The 20,075-nt window shown below is 29.0% G+C and carries 23 protein-coding genes, 1 pseudogene and 1 riboswitch; all 24 genes and pseudogenes read right to left on the minus strand.

Annotation, left to right across the window (positions count from 1 at the left end):
* Nucleotides 1-15: 15 nt before the first annotated feature.
* A complete protein-coding gene (locus Q5O44_RS01235) occupies nt 16-507 on the minus strand; it encodes a molybdenum cofactor biosynthesis protein B (protein ID WP_186834626.1) in 492 nt (163 codons plus the stop codon).
* Between the two features lie 111 nt (nt 508-618).
* Nucleotides 619-1,086, minus strand: a pseudogene (locus tag Q5O44_RS01240) (molybdenum cofactor guanylyltransferase); the annotation flags it as partial.
* Nucleotides 1,087-1,092: 6 nt separating this feature from the next.
* A complete protein-coding gene (gene glp, locus Q5O44_RS01245; protein WP_022166564.1) occupies nt 1,093-2,298 on the minus strand; it encodes a gephyrin-like molybdotransferase Glp in 1,206 nt (401 codons plus the stop codon).
* Nucleotides 2,299-2,527: 229 nt separating this feature from the next.
* Nucleotides 2,528-2,662: riboswitch (molybdenum cofactor riboswitch) on the minus strand.
* Complete coding sequence (gene mobB, locus Q5O44_RS01250; protein WP_022166565.1) at nt 2,659-3,156, minus strand: molybdopterin-guanine dinucleotide biosynthesis protein B; 498 nt, start codon at nt 3,154-3,156, stop codon at nt 2,659-2,661. It overlaps the preceding riboswitch by 4 nt.
* 141 nt (nt 3,157-3,297) lie before the next feature.
* On the minus strand, nt 3,298-4,524 hold the full coding sequence (locus Q5O44_RS01255) for an NAD(P)/FAD-dependent oxidoreductase (protein WP_022166566.1): 1,227 nt from the start codon (nt 4,522-4,524) through the stop codon (nt 3,298-3,300).
* Complete coding sequence (locus tag Q5O44_RS01260; RefSeq protein ID WP_022166567.1) at nt 4,524-4,931, minus strand: 4Fe-4S dicluster domain-containing protein; 408 nt, start codon at nt 4,929-4,931, stop codon at nt 4,524-4,526. The genes Q5O44_RS01255 and Q5O44_RS01260 overlap by 1 nt, the downstream gene beginning before the upstream one ends.
* A gap of 33 nt (nt 4,932-4,964) precedes the next feature.
* A complete protein-coding gene (locus tag Q5O44_RS01265; RefSeq protein ID WP_022166568.1) occupies nt 4,965-7,046 on the minus strand; it encodes a molybdopterin oxidoreductase family protein in 2,082 nt (693 codons plus the stop codon).
* 156 nt (nt 7,047-7,202) lie between these two features.
* Nucleotides 7,203-8,153: a TDT family transporter gene (locus Q5O44_RS01270; RefSeq protein WP_022166569.1), complete on the minus strand. Its 951-nt coding sequence runs from the start codon at nt 8,151-8,153 to the stop codon at nt 7,203-7,205.
* 35 nt (nt 8,154-8,188) lie between these two features.
* Nucleotides 8,189-9,169, minus strand: a complete 981-nt coding sequence (asrC, locus tag Q5O44_RS01275; protein ID WP_022166570.1) for a sulfite reductase subunit C — start codon at nt 9,167-9,169, stop codon at nt 8,189-8,191.
* Between the two features lie 13 nt (nt 9,170-9,182).
* The gene (asrB, locus tag Q5O44_RS01280; RefSeq protein WP_022166571.1) at nt 9,183-9,974 is read right to left on the minus strand and encodes an anaerobic sulfite reductase subunit AsrB; all 792 of its coding nucleotides are present in this window, start codon (nt 9,972-9,974) and stop codon (nt 9,183-9,185) included.
* Between the two features lies 1 nt (nt 9,975).
* Nucleotides 9,976-10,983 carry an anaerobic sulfite reductase subunit AsrA gene (gene asrA / locus Q5O44_RS01285; RefSeq protein WP_022166572.1) on the minus strand — a complete coding sequence of 336 codons (1,008 nt, stop codon included), beginning with the start codon at nt 10,981-10,983 and terminating at the stop codon, nt 9,976-9,978.
* Between the two features lie 130 nt (nt 10,984-11,113).
* On the minus strand, nt 11,114-11,803 hold the full coding sequence (locus tag Q5O44_RS01290; RefSeq protein ID WP_022166573.1) for a Crp/Fnr family transcriptional regulator: 690 nt from the start codon (nt 11,801-11,803) through the stop codon (nt 11,114-11,116).
* A gap of 179 nt (nt 11,804-11,982) precedes the next feature.
* Nucleotides 11,983-12,498 carry a DJ-1/PfpI family protein gene (locus Q5O44_RS01295; protein WP_022166574.1) on the minus strand — a complete coding sequence of 172 codons (516 nt, stop codon included), beginning with the start codon at nt 12,496-12,498 and terminating at the stop codon, nt 11,983-11,985.
* Between the two features lie 37 nt (nt 12,499-12,535).
* Entirely contained in the window at nt 12,536-13,420 is an 885-nt protein-coding gene (locus Q5O44_RS01300; RefSeq protein WP_022166575.1) for a class I SAM-dependent methyltransferase, read from the minus strand.
* A gap of 47 nt (nt 13,421-13,467) precedes the next feature.
* Entirely contained in the window at nt 13,468-13,590 is a 123-nt protein-coding gene (locus Q5O44_RS01305) for a hypothetical protein (protein ID WP_022166576.1), read from the minus strand.
* A 20-nt stretch (nt 13,591-13,610) separates the two neighbouring features.
* Complete coding sequence (locus Q5O44_RS01310; RefSeq protein WP_022166577.1) at nt 13,611-13,772, minus strand: hypothetical protein; 162 nt, start codon at nt 13,770-13,772, stop codon at nt 13,611-13,613.
* Nucleotides 13,773-13,796: 24 nt separating this feature from the next.
* Nucleotides 13,797-14,225, minus strand: coding sequence for a GNAT family N-acetyltransferase (locus tag Q5O44_RS01315; RefSeq protein ID WP_022166578.1), 429 nt, complete (start codon nt 14,223-14,225; stop codon nt 13,797-13,799).
* Nucleotides 14,226-14,256: 31 nt separating this feature from the next.
* Nucleotides 14,257-14,670: a GNAT family N-acetyltransferase gene (locus Q5O44_RS01320; RefSeq protein ID WP_022166579.1), complete on the minus strand. Its 414-nt coding sequence runs from the start codon at nt 14,668-14,670 to the stop codon at nt 14,257-14,259.
* Nucleotides 14,671-14,694: 24 nt separating this feature from the next.
* Complete coding sequence (locus Q5O44_RS01325) at nt 14,695-14,862, minus strand: hypothetical protein (RefSeq protein WP_022166580.1); 168 nt, start codon at nt 14,860-14,862, stop codon at nt 14,695-14,697.
* 122 nt (nt 14,863-14,984) lie between these two features.
* Complete coding sequence (gene dapF, locus Q5O44_RS01330; protein WP_022166581.1) at nt 14,985-15,851, minus strand: diaminopimelate epimerase; 867 nt, start codon at nt 15,849-15,851, stop codon at nt 14,985-14,987.
* Nucleotides 15,852-15,881: 30 nt separating this feature from the next.
* Nucleotides 15,882-16,409: a GNAT family N-acetyltransferase gene (locus tag Q5O44_RS01335; RefSeq protein ID WP_022166582.1), complete on the minus strand. Its 528-nt coding sequence runs from the start codon at nt 16,407-16,409 to the stop codon at nt 15,882-15,884.
* 40 nt (nt 16,410-16,449) lie between these two features.
* Nucleotides 16,450-16,905, minus strand: a complete 456-nt coding sequence (locus Q5O44_RS01340; RefSeq protein ID WP_022166583.1) for a GNAT family N-acetyltransferase — start codon at nt 16,903-16,905, stop codon at nt 16,450-16,452.
* 153 nt (nt 16,906-17,058) lie between these two features.
* Nucleotides 17,059-18,495, minus strand: a complete 1,437-nt coding sequence (locus tag Q5O44_RS01345; RefSeq protein ID WP_022166584.1) for a deoxyguanosinetriphosphate triphosphohydrolase — start codon at nt 18,493-18,495, stop codon at nt 17,059-17,061.
* A 115-nt stretch (nt 18,496-18,610) separates the two neighbouring features.
* Nucleotides 18,611-19,993, minus strand: a complete 1,383-nt coding sequence (locus Q5O44_RS01350) for a PH domain-containing protein (protein ID WP_022166585.1) — start codon at nt 19,991-19,993, stop codon at nt 18,611-18,613.
* Nucleotides 19,994-20,075 lie beyond the last annotated feature (82 nt).

Genomic DNA, 20,075 nt, shown 5'->3' on the forward strand with positions numbered 1-20,075 from the left:
CCCTCTTCTTAAAAGCTATTTTCTAGCGCATTCTCTTGCTTCTCCTAGTAATATATCTATTCCATGCTTAACATCATCTAAAACAAAATCTAAAGCCTCTTTGCATGCCTTAGGACTTCCTGGTAAATTAACTATAAGTGTATCTTTTCTTATTCCTGACACTGCTCTTGAAAGCATTGCTCTCTTAGTTATTTGCAAACTAAAATATCTTATTGCTTCAACAATTCCTGGTGCTTCTCTTTCTATAACATCCTTTGTTGCTTCTGGAGTTATATCTCTTTTAGAGAAACCAGTTCCCCCTGTACTTAATATTAAATTAACCTTTAATTCATCGCACATCTTTATCATTTCGTCTCTTAACATTTCTCTTTCATCAGGAAGAATTACCTGTTTAACAACAGTAAATCCATTAGCCTCAACTATTTCCTTTACTGTAGCTCCACTTTTGTCTTCTCTTTCTCCTGCATATCCCTTATCACTGCTTGTTATAATTGCTACTGTATACATATTATCTATTTCCTCCAATCTTTTATAATCATCAGGTGTATTTATATTAAAAAATTCTCCTTCTGTTAAACTTTTCTCATGTACTTCTTTATAATCTAAACTATATATAAGCTTTTGTAGCTTATTATCATCATTTTCTAAAGCCTTTTCTATTTTCCCTAGTATCTTCTTAGAATAAATTGAACATAAAGGCTGTAATCTATCATTTACTCTTGGTACTAAAACTTCATACTCTTCTTTTACATTTGCTAAAAATTCCAGTGTATCCTTACTTATCAATGGCATATCGCATGCCACACATAAGACTTTATCAGTATCTGAATAACTAAGTGCTGAATGAATTCCACTTAAAGGTCCATTTCCTACATAAATGTCACTTATTACATCAACATTGAAATCACTATAGAGCTCCTTATTATTTGCCACAATAACAACTTTTTTAAAATTTTCTCCTGCTTCAATAATATGCTCAATAAATGTTTTTTCCTTGTAGCTTAAAAGAGCCTTATTATTATAATTCATTCTGCTACTTTTCCCACCTGCCAAAATTGCCAGTGTCTTATTTATCTTCAATATCATGCACCTCTAAAATTTTATTATATCTACCATTGTTCCTTGCGAAACTCCTGCATTTCCTGCTGCTAACTCTATGATACAATTTGAATTTAAAGTTGAACTTAAAATGCCATTACCACTTTTTACTTGCGTTATATATACACATTGTTTGCCATCCATATATTGAAGCTGGCCTCTTAAAAACCTTCTCTGTGGGCTTTTCTTATTAAAATCATTAAGAAGTACAGCTTTTTCTCTTTTTATTTCTATTTTACTGCCTCCGCTCATTCTTTCCAGAGAGGTTCTTGCTAGAAGTTCAAAAGTAGTTAGTGCTGCTGTAGGATTACCTGAAAGACTTATAATCACTGTATTATTGTATTTGCTGCATAATACTGATGATCCTGGTTTAATTTTAATCTTCCAAAAGAGTTTTTCACCATTAATTTCATCAATGGCTTCCTTTATTAAATCTTTATCTCCTACAGATGCTCCACCTGTAGTTATGACAAGATCAGCCATATTACATATTTCATTTATGGTATTTCCTATATCATCATACTGATCATTAACATGCTTCACATTAATTACTTCATATCCTAGTTCCTTGATTCTTGCTAAAATAGTATATTTATTACTATTAAAAATCTTTCCATAGCTAAGGTTCTGCCCAATATCTACTACTTCATCACCGGTGCTTATAAAGGCTACTTTTGGCTTTTTATAAACTTTAATCATACTTATACCTGAACTAGCAATGATTCCAATATCAGCATAATTTAACTTCTTTCCATTTCTTACAAGGAGCTGACCTTCTTTTATATCTTCACCTTTGAAACATATATTTTCATTTTCCTTTAATTGTTTCTTTAAAATTATGCTATTTTCTTTAACTTCTACATCTTCTTTTTTTATTACAGCATTTGCTCCCTTAGGAATAGGCGCTCCTGTCATGATCTTAATAGCTGTTCCTGCTGTAACTTCCTTATTTGAAGATTCTCCAGCAAATACTTCATCAATTATCTGAAGCACTTTTCCACTTTCATTTGTATCTTCATACATTACTGCATAACCATCCATTGCAGACTTATTGAATGGTGGATTATTTATTAATGAATATACATCTTCTGCAAGAACTTTATCAATGGCATCAATAAGCTGAACTTCTTCAACTTCCATTGTTTTCACATTTTCATTCAACATTTCTATTGCTTCTTCTAGGCTTATAAATGACTTCATTTGAACCTCTTTTCTAACATCTATTTAAAGTTATATTTCTATATAAAAAAAACTTATTATCAAACAAATTAAGAATGACAATAAGCACACAATTAAAATTATGAATTATGAATTACCAATGATGAATTAAGGAAAAATTCCATCAGGAATTTCTGTAAATAAAAATATGTTATTAAACTCCATTAAGGAGTTTATTCCATAATTCATAATTCATCACTCGTCATTCATAATTACCTAAGCTTATTTTCCTTCCCAAAACGTGGAGACAGCCTCTTTTCAAAGACTACCCTGTGAATTAAATTCAGGTATAAAATCCATATATATAAATACTTAGGCTTTTTATACTCTAGAAAATACCAATTATATTTTTAATTCTTCTTCTTTTTCAATTAAATCAGCCAAAGCTTTAAAATCTTCCTTAGGAATTACTTTGACATCATCCATATGTATATCTGTATCACTAGCTATAGCAATCAATTTTTCTTTTGGTGTTATTATTTTCTCACTTATGCCATCTCTATACACTTCTATCTTTCTAAGATTACTTTTCTTATAGCCTTCTACTAAAATAATATCTTTATCACTGGTCATTTTTATTATATCCTGTAAATCAGTTTCTTCCTTCAGCTCTTTTATCATTGCAAGCCTGTTTTTTGAAGAAATTATTACAGTTTCAGAACCAGCTTTCCTATGCTTATATGTATCTTTTCCTTCTTTATCTATGTCAAATCCATGAACATCATGCTTTATAGTTGCAATGCTTAATCCACGGCTTTTTAATTCTTTTATAATCCCTTCCATAATGTATGTCTTTCCTACATTACTTCCAGAACCTATTATGTTTACTACTTTAGCCATAATAACCTCGTAAAAATTTAAATTTAAAAATGAAAAATATATTTGCATTAACATGAGAGTACAATATATGTTCCCTCATGTCAATGCTTTATTTAGACAAATATCAACAAATCAATTTTTCATCTTTAATTAATTATACTATTATTTATAACTAAATTCAAAATTTTTCTCAATATTAAAGAAATCAGCATAATCTATATCAAATAAACTCTTAGTAACCTTTGATACATCTATCTTTTCTTTTATAAGCTGAGTAAGTACTCCTGCATAATCAAGATCACCTTGAATCAAAGCTCCATAAATCTTTCCATCTTTATGTATTATCTTCTTATATCCTTTTTCATCATTTTTAACTTCTACTATATAAGTTTCATCTTCTGGTTCAACTGCTCCTAAAGACATTGTAGCAATTCCTACAAAGTTCATTGTATTTTTACTTCCAAAGAAATCTGTCATTATCATTTCTTTTCCTAACATGTTGTTAGCAGCTATTATACCTTCTTTTACAGCTGTTGGCCATATAGGATTTCTTCCAGTTACATCACCAGCACCATAAATATTATCTATATTAGTTTTACCCTTTTCATCTATAAGTAATCCAAATCTATCACATTCTACATTGCTATTTTCTAAAAATGCTATATTAGATCGTACTCCTGTAGCAACTATAACAAGTTCACATGGAACATTTTCACCATTATTTAATGATAATGATACTGGATTGTTATTTTCATCTACATTAAGTTTTACTGCGCTTACACCTAATTTTAAGTTTACACCTTTTTCTTCAAACTTATTTTTATAAACATTTGAAGTATATTCATCTAATTGTAGTGGAAGTACTTTATTGCTCATTTCCACTAATGAAATATTAACACCTGAATCTAAAAGTCCACTTAAGGCATCTATACCTACAAGTCCAGCTCCAAGCACTACAACATTTTTAACTTTTGCAGCTTGCTCTTTTATAAGTACTGCATCTTCAAGATTTCTTAAACCAACAACGTTGTTTGATGTTCTTAAGCCCTCTACTGGTGGTATGAAAGCAGAAGCACCACTACATATCATAAGTTTATCATAAGCTAATGTTTCACCATTACTTAATGATAATGTTTGCTCTACATCATTAACTGAAGTTATTTCTATGCCTTTTTTCCAGTTTATATTATACTTTTCAAAGAAATCTTTTCCTGTGAAGTTTAATGCTTCAACATCTCTATGATTTGAAATATAGTGATGAAGTATACATCTTGAATATACATGTTCATCCTTAGAAACTAATACTACTTCTGCATCATTATCTAATTCTCTTAAAGTCTTTGCTCCACTTATACCAGCTGCTGAGGCTCCTATAACTACATATCTCATTACTTATTAACCTCCTCAAAAGTAATTGCTCCCATTGGACATTTTTCAACACATTGTGGTGAACCTGCATGTTTACAATGGTCACATTTCATTATTTGTTTATTAGTTCTACTGTCTGCTTTTAATACTCCATAAGGACATGCCATTATGCACATATAACAACTTGCACATTTAGTTTTATCATATGTTACTTCTCCAGTTTCCTTATCTTTACTCATAGCACCTGACATACATGTAAATACACATTCTGGTTTATCACAATGTCTACAAAATATAGGGGCATATTTTTTATTACTATCTATTGTTATTCTGCTTCTTGTATCTTCTGAACTATGTGAAACTATACATGCAGTTGTACATGTAAGGCATCCAACACATTTTGATCTATCAATTTTAATTCTCTTCATCTTTAGAACTCCTTAATTATTTATACTTCATAACTACTTAATAATGTTTACTGCAACTGTTTTGTATGATGGTTCTTTTGAATATGGATCATATAATGAAGGTGTTAAGCTATTTGTTTCAATATAGTGCATTGGAGCATATAAATGTTCTTTTTTAACTGTATCTGAATACACAACATTAAACTCACTTGTAACACCATTTTGTGATACTATCTTAACTCTTTCATGTTCCGATATATTTAATTCTTTGGCTAATTGAGGGTTCATTAAAACATATGATTCTTTGCTATATATTTTGTTAGCTTCTATTTCTCTTGATCTAACTTGAGTATGCCATTGTCCAACTGTTCCTCTACCTGAATTCAATATATAAGGGAATTTTTCAGATGTCACTATTGGATTTTCAGCTATATCTTCAAAAATAAATTTAACTTTCTTAGATGGTGTGTAGTAATTTCCATCTTCATAAAGTCTTCTTTGGTCTTCTACTAAAACATCCCCTTCTCTAAATGGCCATTGAACGCCTCTTGAACCAGACATTTCTGCTCCTTCTAACATTTCATATGTAACACCAGTTATATCACAAGGCATTCCTTTTGAACATTTTTTTAATAACTCAAATACATCTCTTGGAGTCTTCCAATTATCTAAAAGACTTCCCATTCCTAATGCTTGTCCTATTCCGTATAATATTTCAAAATCAGATTTTTCTCCTTCTTCTTTAGGTATAATAGGATTCATCTTAGATAATCTACGTTCAGTATTTATGAATACTCCTTCTTTCTTTATACCTGGAACTGATGGTAAAAATAAATCTGCTAGTTCTGCAGTATGTGTATCTTCATATATATCTTGTACAACTAAGAAATCTAAGTTCTCAGCAGCTTTTCTAAATTCTTCATTATTAGCCCATGAATGTCTTGGATTTGTACATACTACCCATAATCCTTTTATTTCACCTGAAATAGCTCTTTCTATTATTTGATTGTATGGAATTGTTGGTTTTGTGGCTAATACACTTTCATCAACACCTAAAGCTTCTGCTACTGCTTTTCTTCTTACTGGATTATCGAAATCTCCACCACCATAAAGTCCAGCTGTATTACTAAATACTCTTGATCCCATAGCATTGCTTTGTCCAGTTAAAGAGTTTGCTCCTGTTCCTGGTCTTCCAATATTTCCAGTCATTACAGCTAAGTTAATTATTGCTTGAGCTGTTCTTACTGCTTGATAACCTTGATTAACACCCATTGTCCACCAGAATGATACCTTTTTCCCATTATGTATTATTTCTGCTAATTCAAGTACTCTTTCTGCTGAAATTCCTGTTTCTTCTTCAACATTTTCTAAAGTAAATTTAGCAACATGACCTTTAAACTCTTCAAATCCTTCTGAATGCTTTTCAATATAATCTACATCTATCCATTTCTTTTCAATTAATACATTTGCTAATGTATATAAAAGTACTAAATCTGCTTTTGGTTTAATGTCTACCCATATATCTGAATTTATTGCTGTTTCAGATTTTCTTGGGTCTATTGTAATTATCTTAGCAGTTGTATTTTTTCTTACTCTTCCCCAGAATACAGGGTGAGCTATAACTGGATTTGCTCCAATAAATATTATTGTATCTGAAAGTTCAGCATCATTTAATGTGTATGGAGGCGCATCAAAACCAAAGCTTTGCTTATGAGCAACAACTGATGTAGCCATACAAAGTCTTGTATTTCCATCTCCATTAATTTTCATATAGTTTCTACCTACATGTCCTAAAAGTGCCATATCTTCAGTTGGCATTTGACCTGTACTTATGAAAGCAACACTTTCTTTACCGTACTTTTCTTGAATTGCAGTCATTTTTTCTGCAAAAGTTTTAAACCCTTCTTCCCATGAAATTTCTTTCATATTTCCATTTTCATCTTTTAATAATGGAGTTTTTCTTGCTTTTATCTTAGTTTGTTGCTTGTCTAAGTTTAATCCTTTTATACAGCAGAATCCTTGATTTACTGGGTAATCTACCGTTGGAGAAACTTTTTCAATTTTTCCATTTTCAACATAAAAATCTAAGTTACATGCAAGTGCACATAAATTACAAGTAGATTGAATCTTTTTCATTAATACCATCCTCACTTTTTAAATTTATAATTGATAATTTGTAATGGATAATTGATAATTAATGTTAAAATTAAGTATAATTTTACAAAAAAGTATTTCTAGTGAAAGAAACTCCCTAAGGAGTTTCTTCATTAAATATCAATTATAAATTATCTATTAACCATTATTTTTATAGCTTCTAACTAGCATTCTTGCAAAGTTATAAAGTACAAAACCAATAATAGCTGTTGTTATATAGATTTGTATTCCAGATATTTCTTTTACTATACTACCAAAACTTTCATTTCCTTGTGCTATTAAAAATGCTGACATTTTTGTTGAAGCAACAATTCCTATTGCCATAGGGAATGTAAGTCCTGCAAATCCTGGATTAAAAGTAAATCCAAAGAATTTTGGCATTTTATATAAAATAAATAAGAAAGAACAAAATGCTAATGCATATAAAGCATAGACAACTATCTTATTTGGTTTTTCAATAAAGTTTAAATAACTAACTAAGCAAAGGCTTGAAGGTGCAAGTAATATAGCTTGTGTATGATACATAGCATCTTTTATTGAATGCTTTGCTAATCTGTAAACCATAAATGGCATTATTATACATAATATAGTTATACCATAATATACTATTACCTTGCCTATAGCTGGCTCATTCATAACTCCACCAACTACAGTTGCAACCATGATTCCGTTATAAGTAACGAACCAACTTGGTACAAAAGTTTCTTTATTTATACCTTTAAATACATTTCTAAATGTAAATACGCATATATGTATTGCATGTAATATAAGCCCTACAAACCATAATCCTTTACCTATAGTTTGGTTATAAGTAAATACATAACTTCCTATTATCATAGTTATCATTGTTAATCCAGCATAAAGACTAGCTGGAACAGTATTACTATACTCAGACTTAACAGCATCAAAGTGGAATACTATTTTTCCTAAATATGATAGTAATATTAATATAGCAGCCCATATAGTTATATGCTTTATCCAAGTAAATCCTAATCCTTGATATACATTAGAAAGTGTTGCTGCCCCTACCATTGTAGGTACTATTGCTATTGGCATATTTCTAAGTTTGTTTTTAAAATTTTTCTCCATTATAGCTTTCTCCTTTGTTAAAGTAAATATATATATTATTGGTTATCTACAGAATTAAAATGAATCCCACCCCAATAAACATTTTCTTTAACTATAGCCTTTTCTCCTAATTCAACACCATCTAAAGCCCATTTTTTAAACTCATGGAAGCCAACTCTGTCAACTATGTAACCTACGTGTTCTTTTCCACCTGGTGCATCCTTTGCTATATATTCTTTTGTGAATTTGTAAGTATTTGATATTATTTTTATAATGCTTTCTTCATCAGCCCAAATAATAAAATCTTGCCCTAATCTTGGGTTCTTTTTACCTGTTCTACCCATTATAGTAAGTTTATAATATTTTTCCTTACTTCTTGTGAATGCTCTTGTAGGACATTTTTCCACACATACACCACAACCTATACATTTTTCAGTATTTCTTACAATCTTATAATTTTCAGAACTTAAAGCACCAACAGATAATTTCTTACAAGCCTTTAAACATGCTTGACAGTTTATACATCTACTTTCGTCATATTGTGGTTCTGTCATACCTATAATACCAAAATCATGCATTCTTACCTTTGCACAGTCGTTAGGACATCCTGTTAACGCTATCTTTACATGAAGGTCATTTGGGAATATTACCTTTTCAATTTTCTTAGCAAAATCAGATGTTTTATAGTTAGCAAATGGACATACTGCATTTCCTATACAAGCAGAAACATTTCTAGTACCTGCTGCCGAATACCCAGTACCTGGATCTTCTTGATTTATTTCTAATTTATCAATTATAGGTTGAAGCATTTCATTTACTGCATCAATATGCTCAAATTTAATTCCTAATATTTCAAAACCTTGTCTTGAAGTTATATGAACTTTTCCATTACCATATTTTTCAGATATTTCTTGAATTTTTCCTAGAAGTTCAGCATCTAAGTGTCCTCCTGGAACTCTTACTCTTGATGCTGTAATTCCTCTTTCCTTAGTTATTCTAAATGCATTCTTTTTAAGCTTTTTAGTATTTATATCCACAGCTTCGCTCCTCCTAATCAACTAAATTTTTAGCCTTAGTGTAGTTAAATACTGGTCCATCAAGGCAGATATAAGTATCATCCATCTTACAGTGACCACACTTTCCTAAGCCACAGCACATTTTTCTTTCATAAGATACCCAGATATTTTCTTCTGCTACCCCTCTTTTAAGAATTTCTGCCACTGTAAATTTCATCATTATTGGAGGTCCAACAACTACAAATGCTGTATTTTCTATATCTTTTATTTCTAATTCAGGAATATATTTAGTAACTAATCCAGTATTTCCTTTATATCCTTCTTCAGCATTATCTACTGTTAAAGTTACATTGATACTTTTTTCCCATTCTTTAATATCATCTTTAAATAAAATATCGTCAGTTGATTTAAATCCACATATTAAATTAGTATGTACTGCTTCAGAAATATTTTTAGCAAAGTAATCAACTACTGCTTTTACAGGTGAAAGTCCTGTTCCTCCTGCTACTATAGTAAGTTCCTTACCTTTATAATCATTAACATCAAATCCATTTCCGTAAGGACCTCTTAAGAACAGCTTATTTCCTACATAGTTAGTGAATATTTCATTAGTAACCTTTCCAACTTTACGAATAGTAAGGTCAACTGTTCCTTCACCAATACCACTTACAGATATAGGAGCTTCTCCAAAAGTAGGTATTGATACTTCAAAGAATTGTCCTGGCTTAACGTCTCCCTCATAAGTCATACGGAACGTATATTCAATATCTGTATGTTTAATTATTTCCTTTATCTCAGACATAAATGGCATATATTCATTATTCATCTTATTCCACCTCTTTTACAGCATCTTCAAGCTTATTTATACAATTTGAGAAAGATATGTATTCTGGACATACATCATCACAACGTCCGCATCCTACACACATATTGTACCCAAATCTTTTCTTATAATCATAAACTTTATGCATTACTTTAAATCTCATACGGTCTCCATTAGGTTTTCTAAAGGTAATTCCTCCAGCCATATCTGTATATCCATCAACCATACATGATGCCCATACTCTACGTCTTTCACCTGAATTCTTATTTTCCTTATATGCTATATCTTGCATAGTGAAGCATGTACATGTTGGACATACAAAATTACAACGTCCACAAGCTATACATCTACTTGTATATTCATCCCAAACTTTTGAGTTAAACACTTTACCAGATAAATTCTCAGGTATGTTTACATTAACTTTATTACTTTCTACATATTTTGGAGTAACTTCACAAGCTACATTTCCTTCTTTTTCAATTAAAGCTGCAAGTTCATCCCACTTACAATCAAAATATGTATAATCTCCATCAACATCTATGTATGCATCATAATTGTCGCTTTTGTTGCTATTCATATCTACACAGAAGCAATTATCAAATGTATGGCTACATCCCATAAGTATGAATCTTGTATTTTCTCTTAATCTCTTATAGTAGAAATCTTCTGGTCCATTATTTAAATATATTTGATCCATACGTTTTAACCCATGTAAATCACAGCTTCTTAAAAAGATTATAGCTCCTTTTTTTGGTCCTTCTGGAACAACTACATTATCCTCTGTAAAATAGAATAAAGTTTCTGAAATAGGTAAAAGAATTTCCTTAAATGAATATTCTGATTTTTTATCAAACACTATTTCTTCTATTGAAGATATTTCTCCATATCTTATAGTATCAGTATCTGAAAATCTTCCATCACCTTCAAATACTTTTGGGGCATATATTAAATAATCTTTAGATAACTGTCTTAAAATATTATTTACATTTTCCGTTATAACCTTGTAGCCCATCGTAACACTCCTTTTTCTTTATTAATATCAATTTTTATTGATAAATGTTTTTTAACAACGTTGTTAAAAATTAAACAACCATTCATGAGCTAATTATATGTTAAGATAAAAATAAACACCGTGATATTTATCACGATGTTTTAAAAAATTCTGAAATTTTATTTAAATCATAAATTAATATAATTTTATCTTTATAAGAAATAAGCTTTTTATCTTGTAGTATTTTCAAAGCCCTTGATACTGTCTCCCTTTGGCTACCTAATAAATCTGCTAAATAAGTTACTGTTAAATTCATCTTTATTACTATGCCTTCCTCAGTTTCAACGCCATAATCACGACCTAATTTATAAATTTTTGCTGCTAACTTTTTTTCTATTTTTATAGATGGCGGAGTATTCTTCAGTTGTCTATACATCCTTCTAGTTTTCATTGAAAGTGAAATTATTATATTCTTACATAGCTCAAAGTCATACTTCATTATCTCAAGAAGTTTATTTTTATTAATCTTTAAAAGCTCAGCATCCTCAAAAGCCCGACAATTTATTGATGCAGGAAGTTCTTTTATAATAACTTCATTTACTACTTTTCCTTCACCTAAAATAAATATCACCTTTTTTTGCCCATTTTCATTTAGTTTATAAAGAGATACAGTTCCACTAATAACTATATAAATATCTGATACATCTTCTTTATCGTAAAAAACAATGGTATCTTTACTATATTTTCTTATTTCTCCTTGCTCTAAAATTATTTCTATAGTCTCCTCACAGACATTATTAAAAACCTCTAATGCCTTCATATCTTTTGTTTGTTTAATCATTTTTTCTACACCTTAATTTCCTAAGATTGAATTTTTCACAATTATAACATAAAGCCGTTATTAATTTAACATATTTTTTTTATTTTTATTCTTATATATTTATTATTTCCAATATTATATTTAAGCATATAATATTTTCACATTAATTTTCTCCATAACTATTATCCATATTTTGCATCTTACTGAACTCTTTTATGAAATTTCCAAAAATCTATGGTTTCCTTTAAATCGATTTCATCTTTGAATAAATTTAATTCCTTAGCAACTTCAATGGCAAAATCCACATATGCATTAGCTCTTGCTGTAATTACCTTTTTATCATTATAAATATCAGTATCCTCTGAATGAGTTGATTTAGTATCTTTTAATACCCCTGCATTTTCTAGTACATTCACTCCGGCACAAATAGCTGCTACAATTATTTCTTTTTTCACTAAATCTCTGATAAGTTCATATATCTCTTCATTACATATAGTCTTTATATCTCCACCTGGAATAATCAAACTCTTTATATTATCTATTTCTACATCTTTTAATGCCATATCTACATTAACTGAATAACCTTCCATACAAGTTATAGCACTTCCATTTAGTGAACAAATAACTACATCTTGACCTGTAAATTTCATAAAGTAATTTAATATCACTATTTCATAAAAGCAACAATCATCATATACCAGAAAAACATTCTTCATAATCTTCTCCTTATTTTAGCTTAATATTTCATACTTTTTACTTTATGCCTTCTACTACAATCACTGCAAACCATTCTCCTTCAAAAGGAATTAAATCCAATTCACTTTTTTCTCCTATGGACTCCCCAATAGTTATTATTTTTATATCTTTAAAATTTGCTTCACTATGGGCTTTTTCTATTGCAGGCTCTAACAAAAACTTTTCCATTTCAATAGCATTATTATCTTTATAAAATTGCTTTATACTTTGAAAACCCTTTGAATCTTCTTTAATGGTAATGAAAGCATTAAAGAAATGTTTACCATTCTTTAATACTCTATTAGCTTCTTTTATTCCCTCTAAAGTTAAATTAAGCATATTAGCAATTCCAAAAAATGAAGTAGCAGTATCAATGCTATTATCCTTTAACGGTAGCTTAGTGGCATCACAAGCTATATAATTTACTTTAACTTTAGGATTTATTTTTTTGGCTTTAAGCCTATCGTATTTTAATACTTCAAAACTTAAATCTGTACATAATATTTGTGATTTACCCTGTAATTCTTTCAACATTTCTGTAAATAACATTCCCCTGCCAGTTGCTATATCAAGGATAAACTCATTTTCTTCTTCATTTATATTATTTATAATGATTCTTTTAGCTTCCTCATTTATTTCTTTTTGATTTTTAGGTGTTCCTTTTAGGATTTTTTCATCCATTTCTTCATAGTTATACTCTTTATAAGATTCTGTCCAATTATTAAATTGCTCTTGTTCTACTGATTGAAAATTTATCACACCTTCACTTATCTGCCAGCAATGATTATTTTTACATTTTAATTTTCCTGCAATAATTTCACTATCTTCTTCTTTTTCAGTAATTAAAGCTAGCTCCTCATTACACTTTGGGCATCTTAATATTTGCAAAATTTCTCTATACATATTTGGTTATCTCCTTATATATCCTATATATCTACTCTTTATATGCATCAATAGTAATCATCAACATTTAGAAGATTTAAATCTTCATCTTGTGTTGCTATCCACCCTTCATAAGAAGTATTACCTGCTCCAATAATAACTCGTTTTATAAAATTCTTTTCCTTACTCATCACTCTTTACCCTTTATTATTTATGGTAATATCTCATTCTTTTTGTTATTTACCATATATAAATAACCTAATGAAATCAAAGCTATATTAGCAGCATACGCCACCATCATCTTTATTCCTCCAGATAACAATGCAGCTATACCACTAAAGACTATTACTAAGATTGCTAATTTTTTATTCATATTACTAATTCCTCCTATATATATTTATTTAATTAACTTTTTAAGATAATATCTTTTATGCTTCTTTGGACATTCATCTAAAACACCAAATACTTCATATCCATGCTTAATATAAAAATCCTTTGCTTGAAAATCAAAAGTATCCAAATGAATCAAATGACATCCTTTTTCTATTGCAATATTTTCAATTTCTTTTAATAACTTTGATCCTAATCCATCTTTTCTATAACCTTCTTCAACCCATAAAACATCTATATATAAGCAGTTCCAACAATACATTTTGGCAAGTATTCCAGCAATGATATTACCTTTAACATCTTCTACAACTCTATCTATATTTAAAAAGTCATTTTCTTGTGTACTTGCTACTTTGGATAAATTGTATTCTACTAATTTATCAATAACAAAATCTGCTTCTTCATTACTACATTCTCTTATATCATAATCTTTCATCACTATTATCCTTTTTCTCTCATATACTTGTTTACAGTCTTTTAGTAAAATAATGACGCTTTCCTTCTAATGGATATTCTTCTAAAACAAACTTTTCTTTATATCCATGTTTTTTATAAAATTCTGGTGCTTGAAAACTAAATGTATCTAAAAATACATACTTACACCCTCGCCCCTTTGCCTCTTCCTCAGCTTTTCTTAAAATATCACTACCAATACTCTGTCCTCTTAAAGCTTCACTTACCCATAAATATTTTACTGTTAGCCAATTTCCATGAGTATTGCCTATTAAACCTGCTAAAAGTTCATCATTGTCATCTTTTAAATAAACACCTAAGTCTTGAGGAGTTTTATCTTCTAGTCTTGCCAAATTATATTCTAATAATCCTTGAAATATAATTTCTTTATCTTTTGCATTAATTTTATCAGTAACCTTAAAGTCCATTTAAACACTACCCTTACTTTCAAACTAATAATATTTTGCAAAATAATAAATTACATATACCCAACTTAACAGTCCATGTATAATTGCCCATCCAATTGATTTCCATGCAGTATAAGATATTACCATAGCTAAGCATGTCCCAAATGAAATTCCACTTTTCACTGCACTATTTCTCTTACTATTATCCACCATCCCTTTCACCTCACAAAATTATATTACTCTTTCAATAAACAAAACATTCTATTATGCTTTACAGAAACTCCCCTCAAGGAGTTTCCTCACTCATTTTTAATTCTTAATTCTTCATTTTTCATTTACTTAAGGTCTTCAATAAGTTCTCCATTTAAAATTCCTTCAGCTATTTGTCTAACTTCTCCAGTCATTCTTACATTAAAGTCATCATCTATTTCAATTGTAAGCTCACCACCAAGCATTTTTATTTTTACCTTATTATCAATAAGATTTCTTTTTCTTAAAACACAAGCTACTGCACAAGAAGAAGTTCCTGATGCTAAAGTAAATTCTGCTCCTCTTTCCCAAATAAGAATTTCTGCTTCATTTCTTGAAATAACCTTAGCAAATTGAACATTAATTCTGTTAGGAAACATTTCATGATGTTCTAAGTATCTACCATATTCTTTAATTTCATCTATACTTAACTTATCCTTTAAAACAACACAATGGGGATTTCCCATAGATACGCAGTTAACTTCAAATTCTTTTCCATTTGCCATTAGTTTTTTACCTATGGCTTCTTCAGAATCAAATCTTGTTGGAATTTCCTTTGCGTTAAATATTGCTTGTCCCATATCTACTGTGATTAGTTTAGCTTTTCCAGCCTCAGTAACTTCAACAATATCAGCATTAACTAATCCACCTTTAGTTTCAACAGTAAACTGTCTATTTTCTGTAAAGTTATAATCATAAATATACTTGCAGAATATTCTTAATCCATTACCGCTCTTTTCAGCTTCAGATCCATCTGGATTATATATTCTAAGACCAAAATCTGCTTTATCTGAAGGAACCTTTAAAAGAATTCCATCTGAACCTATACCAAAATTAACATTACAAATCCTTTTTATAGCCTTTTCTGTTAATTGAAAACTGATATTATCACTATCTAAAACTATATATTCATTTCCTAATCCATGTGTTTTTACAAAAGTATTTTCTTTCATTTTTTCTTCCCCTTTTATTTATGCTTATTGCTATTTATTTAAATTAATCCAATATCTTTGAACTATTTCATCTTCTTCATTTACTTCATTTTCTAATACCCCACCTTGGCTTTTAATGGTACTAGCAGAAGCTATATTTTCTTTATCACAGGTGATTAGCACTTTATCTAATCCCATTTCTCTGCATTTTCCTAAGGCTTGTCCTAACATTTCTTTTGCATAACCTTTTCTTCTTTCACTTTTTCTAATGCTATAGCCAATATGTCCACCAAAATTAAATAAATATTCATTTAGCTTATGCCTTATATCTATCATTCCTAGCAATTTGTCATCTTCTACCCTTACAGCTAAATAAGTAGATGATGGAACAAAGCCTTGCCTTACTGTTTCTTCAAATGAATTGTCAACTATTGCCTTCAACCATTCTTCAAAGTTTTCAGCTTTTCCTAAGCCTGCTGTACCATGTAAAATTTCATTATTATTATCAAATTCATCTTTATATTCTAAAACTTGTTCTCTAAAATTTTCACTAACTTCAACTAATTTTAAAATTCCCATCTTATACCCCTTTTCTTATTTCAAATTCTATAATGTTAAATTATTTTCTTATCATCCTATAAAATTCACCTTCTCCAATTGTAGTAGTTTTCCTTAATTTCTTCTCAATTACAAAACCAGCTTTCTTATAACAATTAATAACTCTTTTATTCCATGTTCTAACTTCCAAATATAATGGCTTCAGAGGATATAATTCTTTAGAAATTTTATAAGCTGTATCTAAGATCATCCTCCCATACCCCTGGTTACAGTACTGCGGGTTTACACCAATGCCTATAAACACTTTATTTTCTTCCTCAAAAATATTAATAAAACCAACTAAAGTCTCCCCATCATAATAAGAGTAAAAATTCTTTTCTATTGCTGGATTACAAAAACTCTGCTTATTTTTCAATAGCTCCTCATATGGTGAAAAATTATAGATAGCATACTCATCAGGATACTGCCAATTACATATTTCTTTTTTATCACTTTCTGTAGTCAAATTATATTTCACTCTCTCACCTTACTTTATATCTCTTTTATGTTATATATTAACATATTACTGTGGTATTTTACAAAAAAAAATCAGCAACTGGCTATGTTACTGATTTTAACTTTATTCTTTATCTAATTCATTTATCACTGTCCATTCAAAATTTATAACTATCTAGGCCTTCATCCCATTTATTTCCTCATATAAATAAGCTGCATAAGAATCTGTCATGCCACATATAAAATCCGTTACTAATAATAATCTTGAATATTCTTCACTGCATTCTTTTTGTTCAATATTATTTTCACATACAAACCTATAATTTTTTGAAATAAGTGAATAAAGCTTCCCATCATAACCTTTATAAGGTTTAACTTCTTTATTAAGTGCTGCTGGTACAAAGATATCTAAAAGATTATGAATTATATTATAGCCAACTATTTCATTTGCCACTATTTTTTCATTGGTATATACATATTCTTTTGATATACTTCTTAAAAATAAAGATATCTTATTAGCTTTTGAGTTGCTTATTAAATCACCTTCATAAACTCCATCCATAATTTCATCATAAGAATTAATAAACTCTTCAATAACTGAATCTTTTAAATATCTATTAAGCTTAATAATAAATGATTTTAATGCATATTCTCCTGGATCTTCATATCCATATTCCTCTTTTGCTATATTATAATTTTTAGAAAGATAAAATGATAAGCTTTCTTCTAGTGTTTTTTCTTCATATCCCTCTTCTTTAATAAATTCTTCATATTTCATTTTAAAAATATCATGTGTTATTATCTTTTTATTAAATGCATCTTCCAAATCCCCTAAAAGATATGCTATATCATCAGCTGCTTCTAAAATATATACAAGAGGATTTCTACACTTCCATATATCAGTATCTTCCGCTATTTCTTTAAATATCTTTTCCTCTGCTTTATAATATCCAATCTTTTTTAAATTACTATTTTCTTTATCTAAAGATGAAATAGGATATTTTATTATTGCACTTAATACACCTGTTGTTAAGTTCATGCCATATCTATCAATAACAAAATGTAATTTTGTTAATATTCTAAGTCCTTGAGCATTACCTTCAAAGTTTAATAAATCTAAAGCTTCTTGTTTATCTAAATTAAAATCATATTTATCATACTTAAAATTATAGCTTCCATCTTCATTTTTACATAATTTATTTTTAAACCACTCTCTAATGGCTACCTCTCCAAAATGACCAAAAGGTGGGTTTCCCAAATCATGTATTAGTCCTGCACATGCTAAAATATTACTTATATCTTCAACCATGGATATGGTTACCTTTTCCTCATAATTTATGGTTTTTTTCACTAACCTACTACCTATACTAATACCTAATGACTTTCCTATAGATGAAACTTCTAATGAATGAGTAAGCCTGGTTCTTACGAAGTCAAGCTTTTCTAAGGGAAATACTTGTGCTTTATCTTGAAGTCTTCTAAAAGATGCACTAAAAAGAATTCGATCATAATCATTTTCAAACTCATCCCTACAATCTGAACTCTTCTTATTGATTTTATAATCTCTTATTCTTTTCTTATTTAAAATTTTTTCCCATTTAAATTTGCTCATTTTTAACCTCACCAATACTTTAACTTATATAATAGTTTTTCAATTTAACTTTTTTCTTATGCAAAAATTTCTTTACTTTTAAAGCAAAAAAATAGTGATTTTCCTAAGAAAATCACTACTTCTTATTTATCACTGCAATAATTTCATCATAATATCTTAAAGTGTCTTCCTTATCTTCACCGTTAATAAAGATTTGCTCATTATCACTTTCAATTAGTATATACGGTTTAACATCATTATAAATATACAGCTTACACTTTCCATAACCTTCTACATTGAAATTACCAACGGAATATTCATCCATTCCTATTCCATTTGTCCTTAACTTCACTTTAAGTTTATCTATTATTTCAACTTTTTCAATATCTTTTATTTTCAATTCAGTGCCATATAATGGTGCATTTATCTTTACAACATCATCATTTATTTTCATATTAAATCCATAAAATTCAAAAGATATCATCATTAATATAATAGCTAGTACACTTACTGCTGCAAGAATATTTTCACCATAAGTTATAAGTCTTCCTTTTTTAGTAGCTAAATTATATACAGGCTTTATTCCTATTCTTCCTTCCACTACTACCCTACTATCATAAGGATTTTTATAAAATATTCCATTAATCCAATAATCATCACTATCTACATAAATGGGATTTTTTGCACTTGAAATAAGTTTATTTTGTATATTAATAATTCGTCTGTGACCATAAACTATCCCTAAAACAATTACTACAACTGGTAAAGTTATGGCAAATAAAAAGGCATTTTTATTTATTCTTGGCAATAGCATAAATACATATATAATGGTATTAGTGATACTTTGTAATATTGCTAATAATATATAAACAATACTCCAGGTTCTCTTATAAATCTTATTACAAGCAATATTTATTTCACTTTCATCACAATAAACAATAGTTCTACCTTTAACATAAGTCATATATATTATAAAAAGAATAATGGTTCCAGCTATTGAACTACCTGTACATATAGCCGCTATGCTAAAATATTCATTTTTATTAATTAAATTTAATATAAAAGGAATAACTCCTATAAATAAAGCTAAAAGAAAGAACCACTTTGATATAGGCATTTTACTCTTTGTTTCATTCAGCTCTATATCCATATTTGAAATATGCTTATTAGGTAAAAGCCAATGATTTTTTCTTTTCACTTCTTTTAATTTACCATTGTACTTACAAATCACCTTATAATAGATATAGTAAAATAATGCAAACCATAAAAACCATCCAATTAATAGCCATACAGTTCTTATAAACATCAGTGGAAAATAAACGACAATTGCTAGTACCGATAATATTTTTATACTATACATAAATTCTTTTGTAATCTTTGTTACTTCCATGTTGCTTAATTCTAATGGCGGAATCATTACCCCTAATATAATATTTTTATTTGGCTTTGCTGCACTTTGTGCCTCCCAGTAACATACCGCTATAATTATTAATGATGTAATCAGCATTACAATATTCATAACTCTCTCCTACCTCTCTCCAGTTGAAGCTAATTCATTGTCTATATAGAGAATAAATAACTTCATAAACTTTTCATCATAT

Source organism: Clostridium sp. CAG:221 (genome assembly GCA_000435835.1).
Lineage (GTDB): Bacteria > Bacillota > Clostridia > Clostridiales > Clostridiaceae > Clostridium.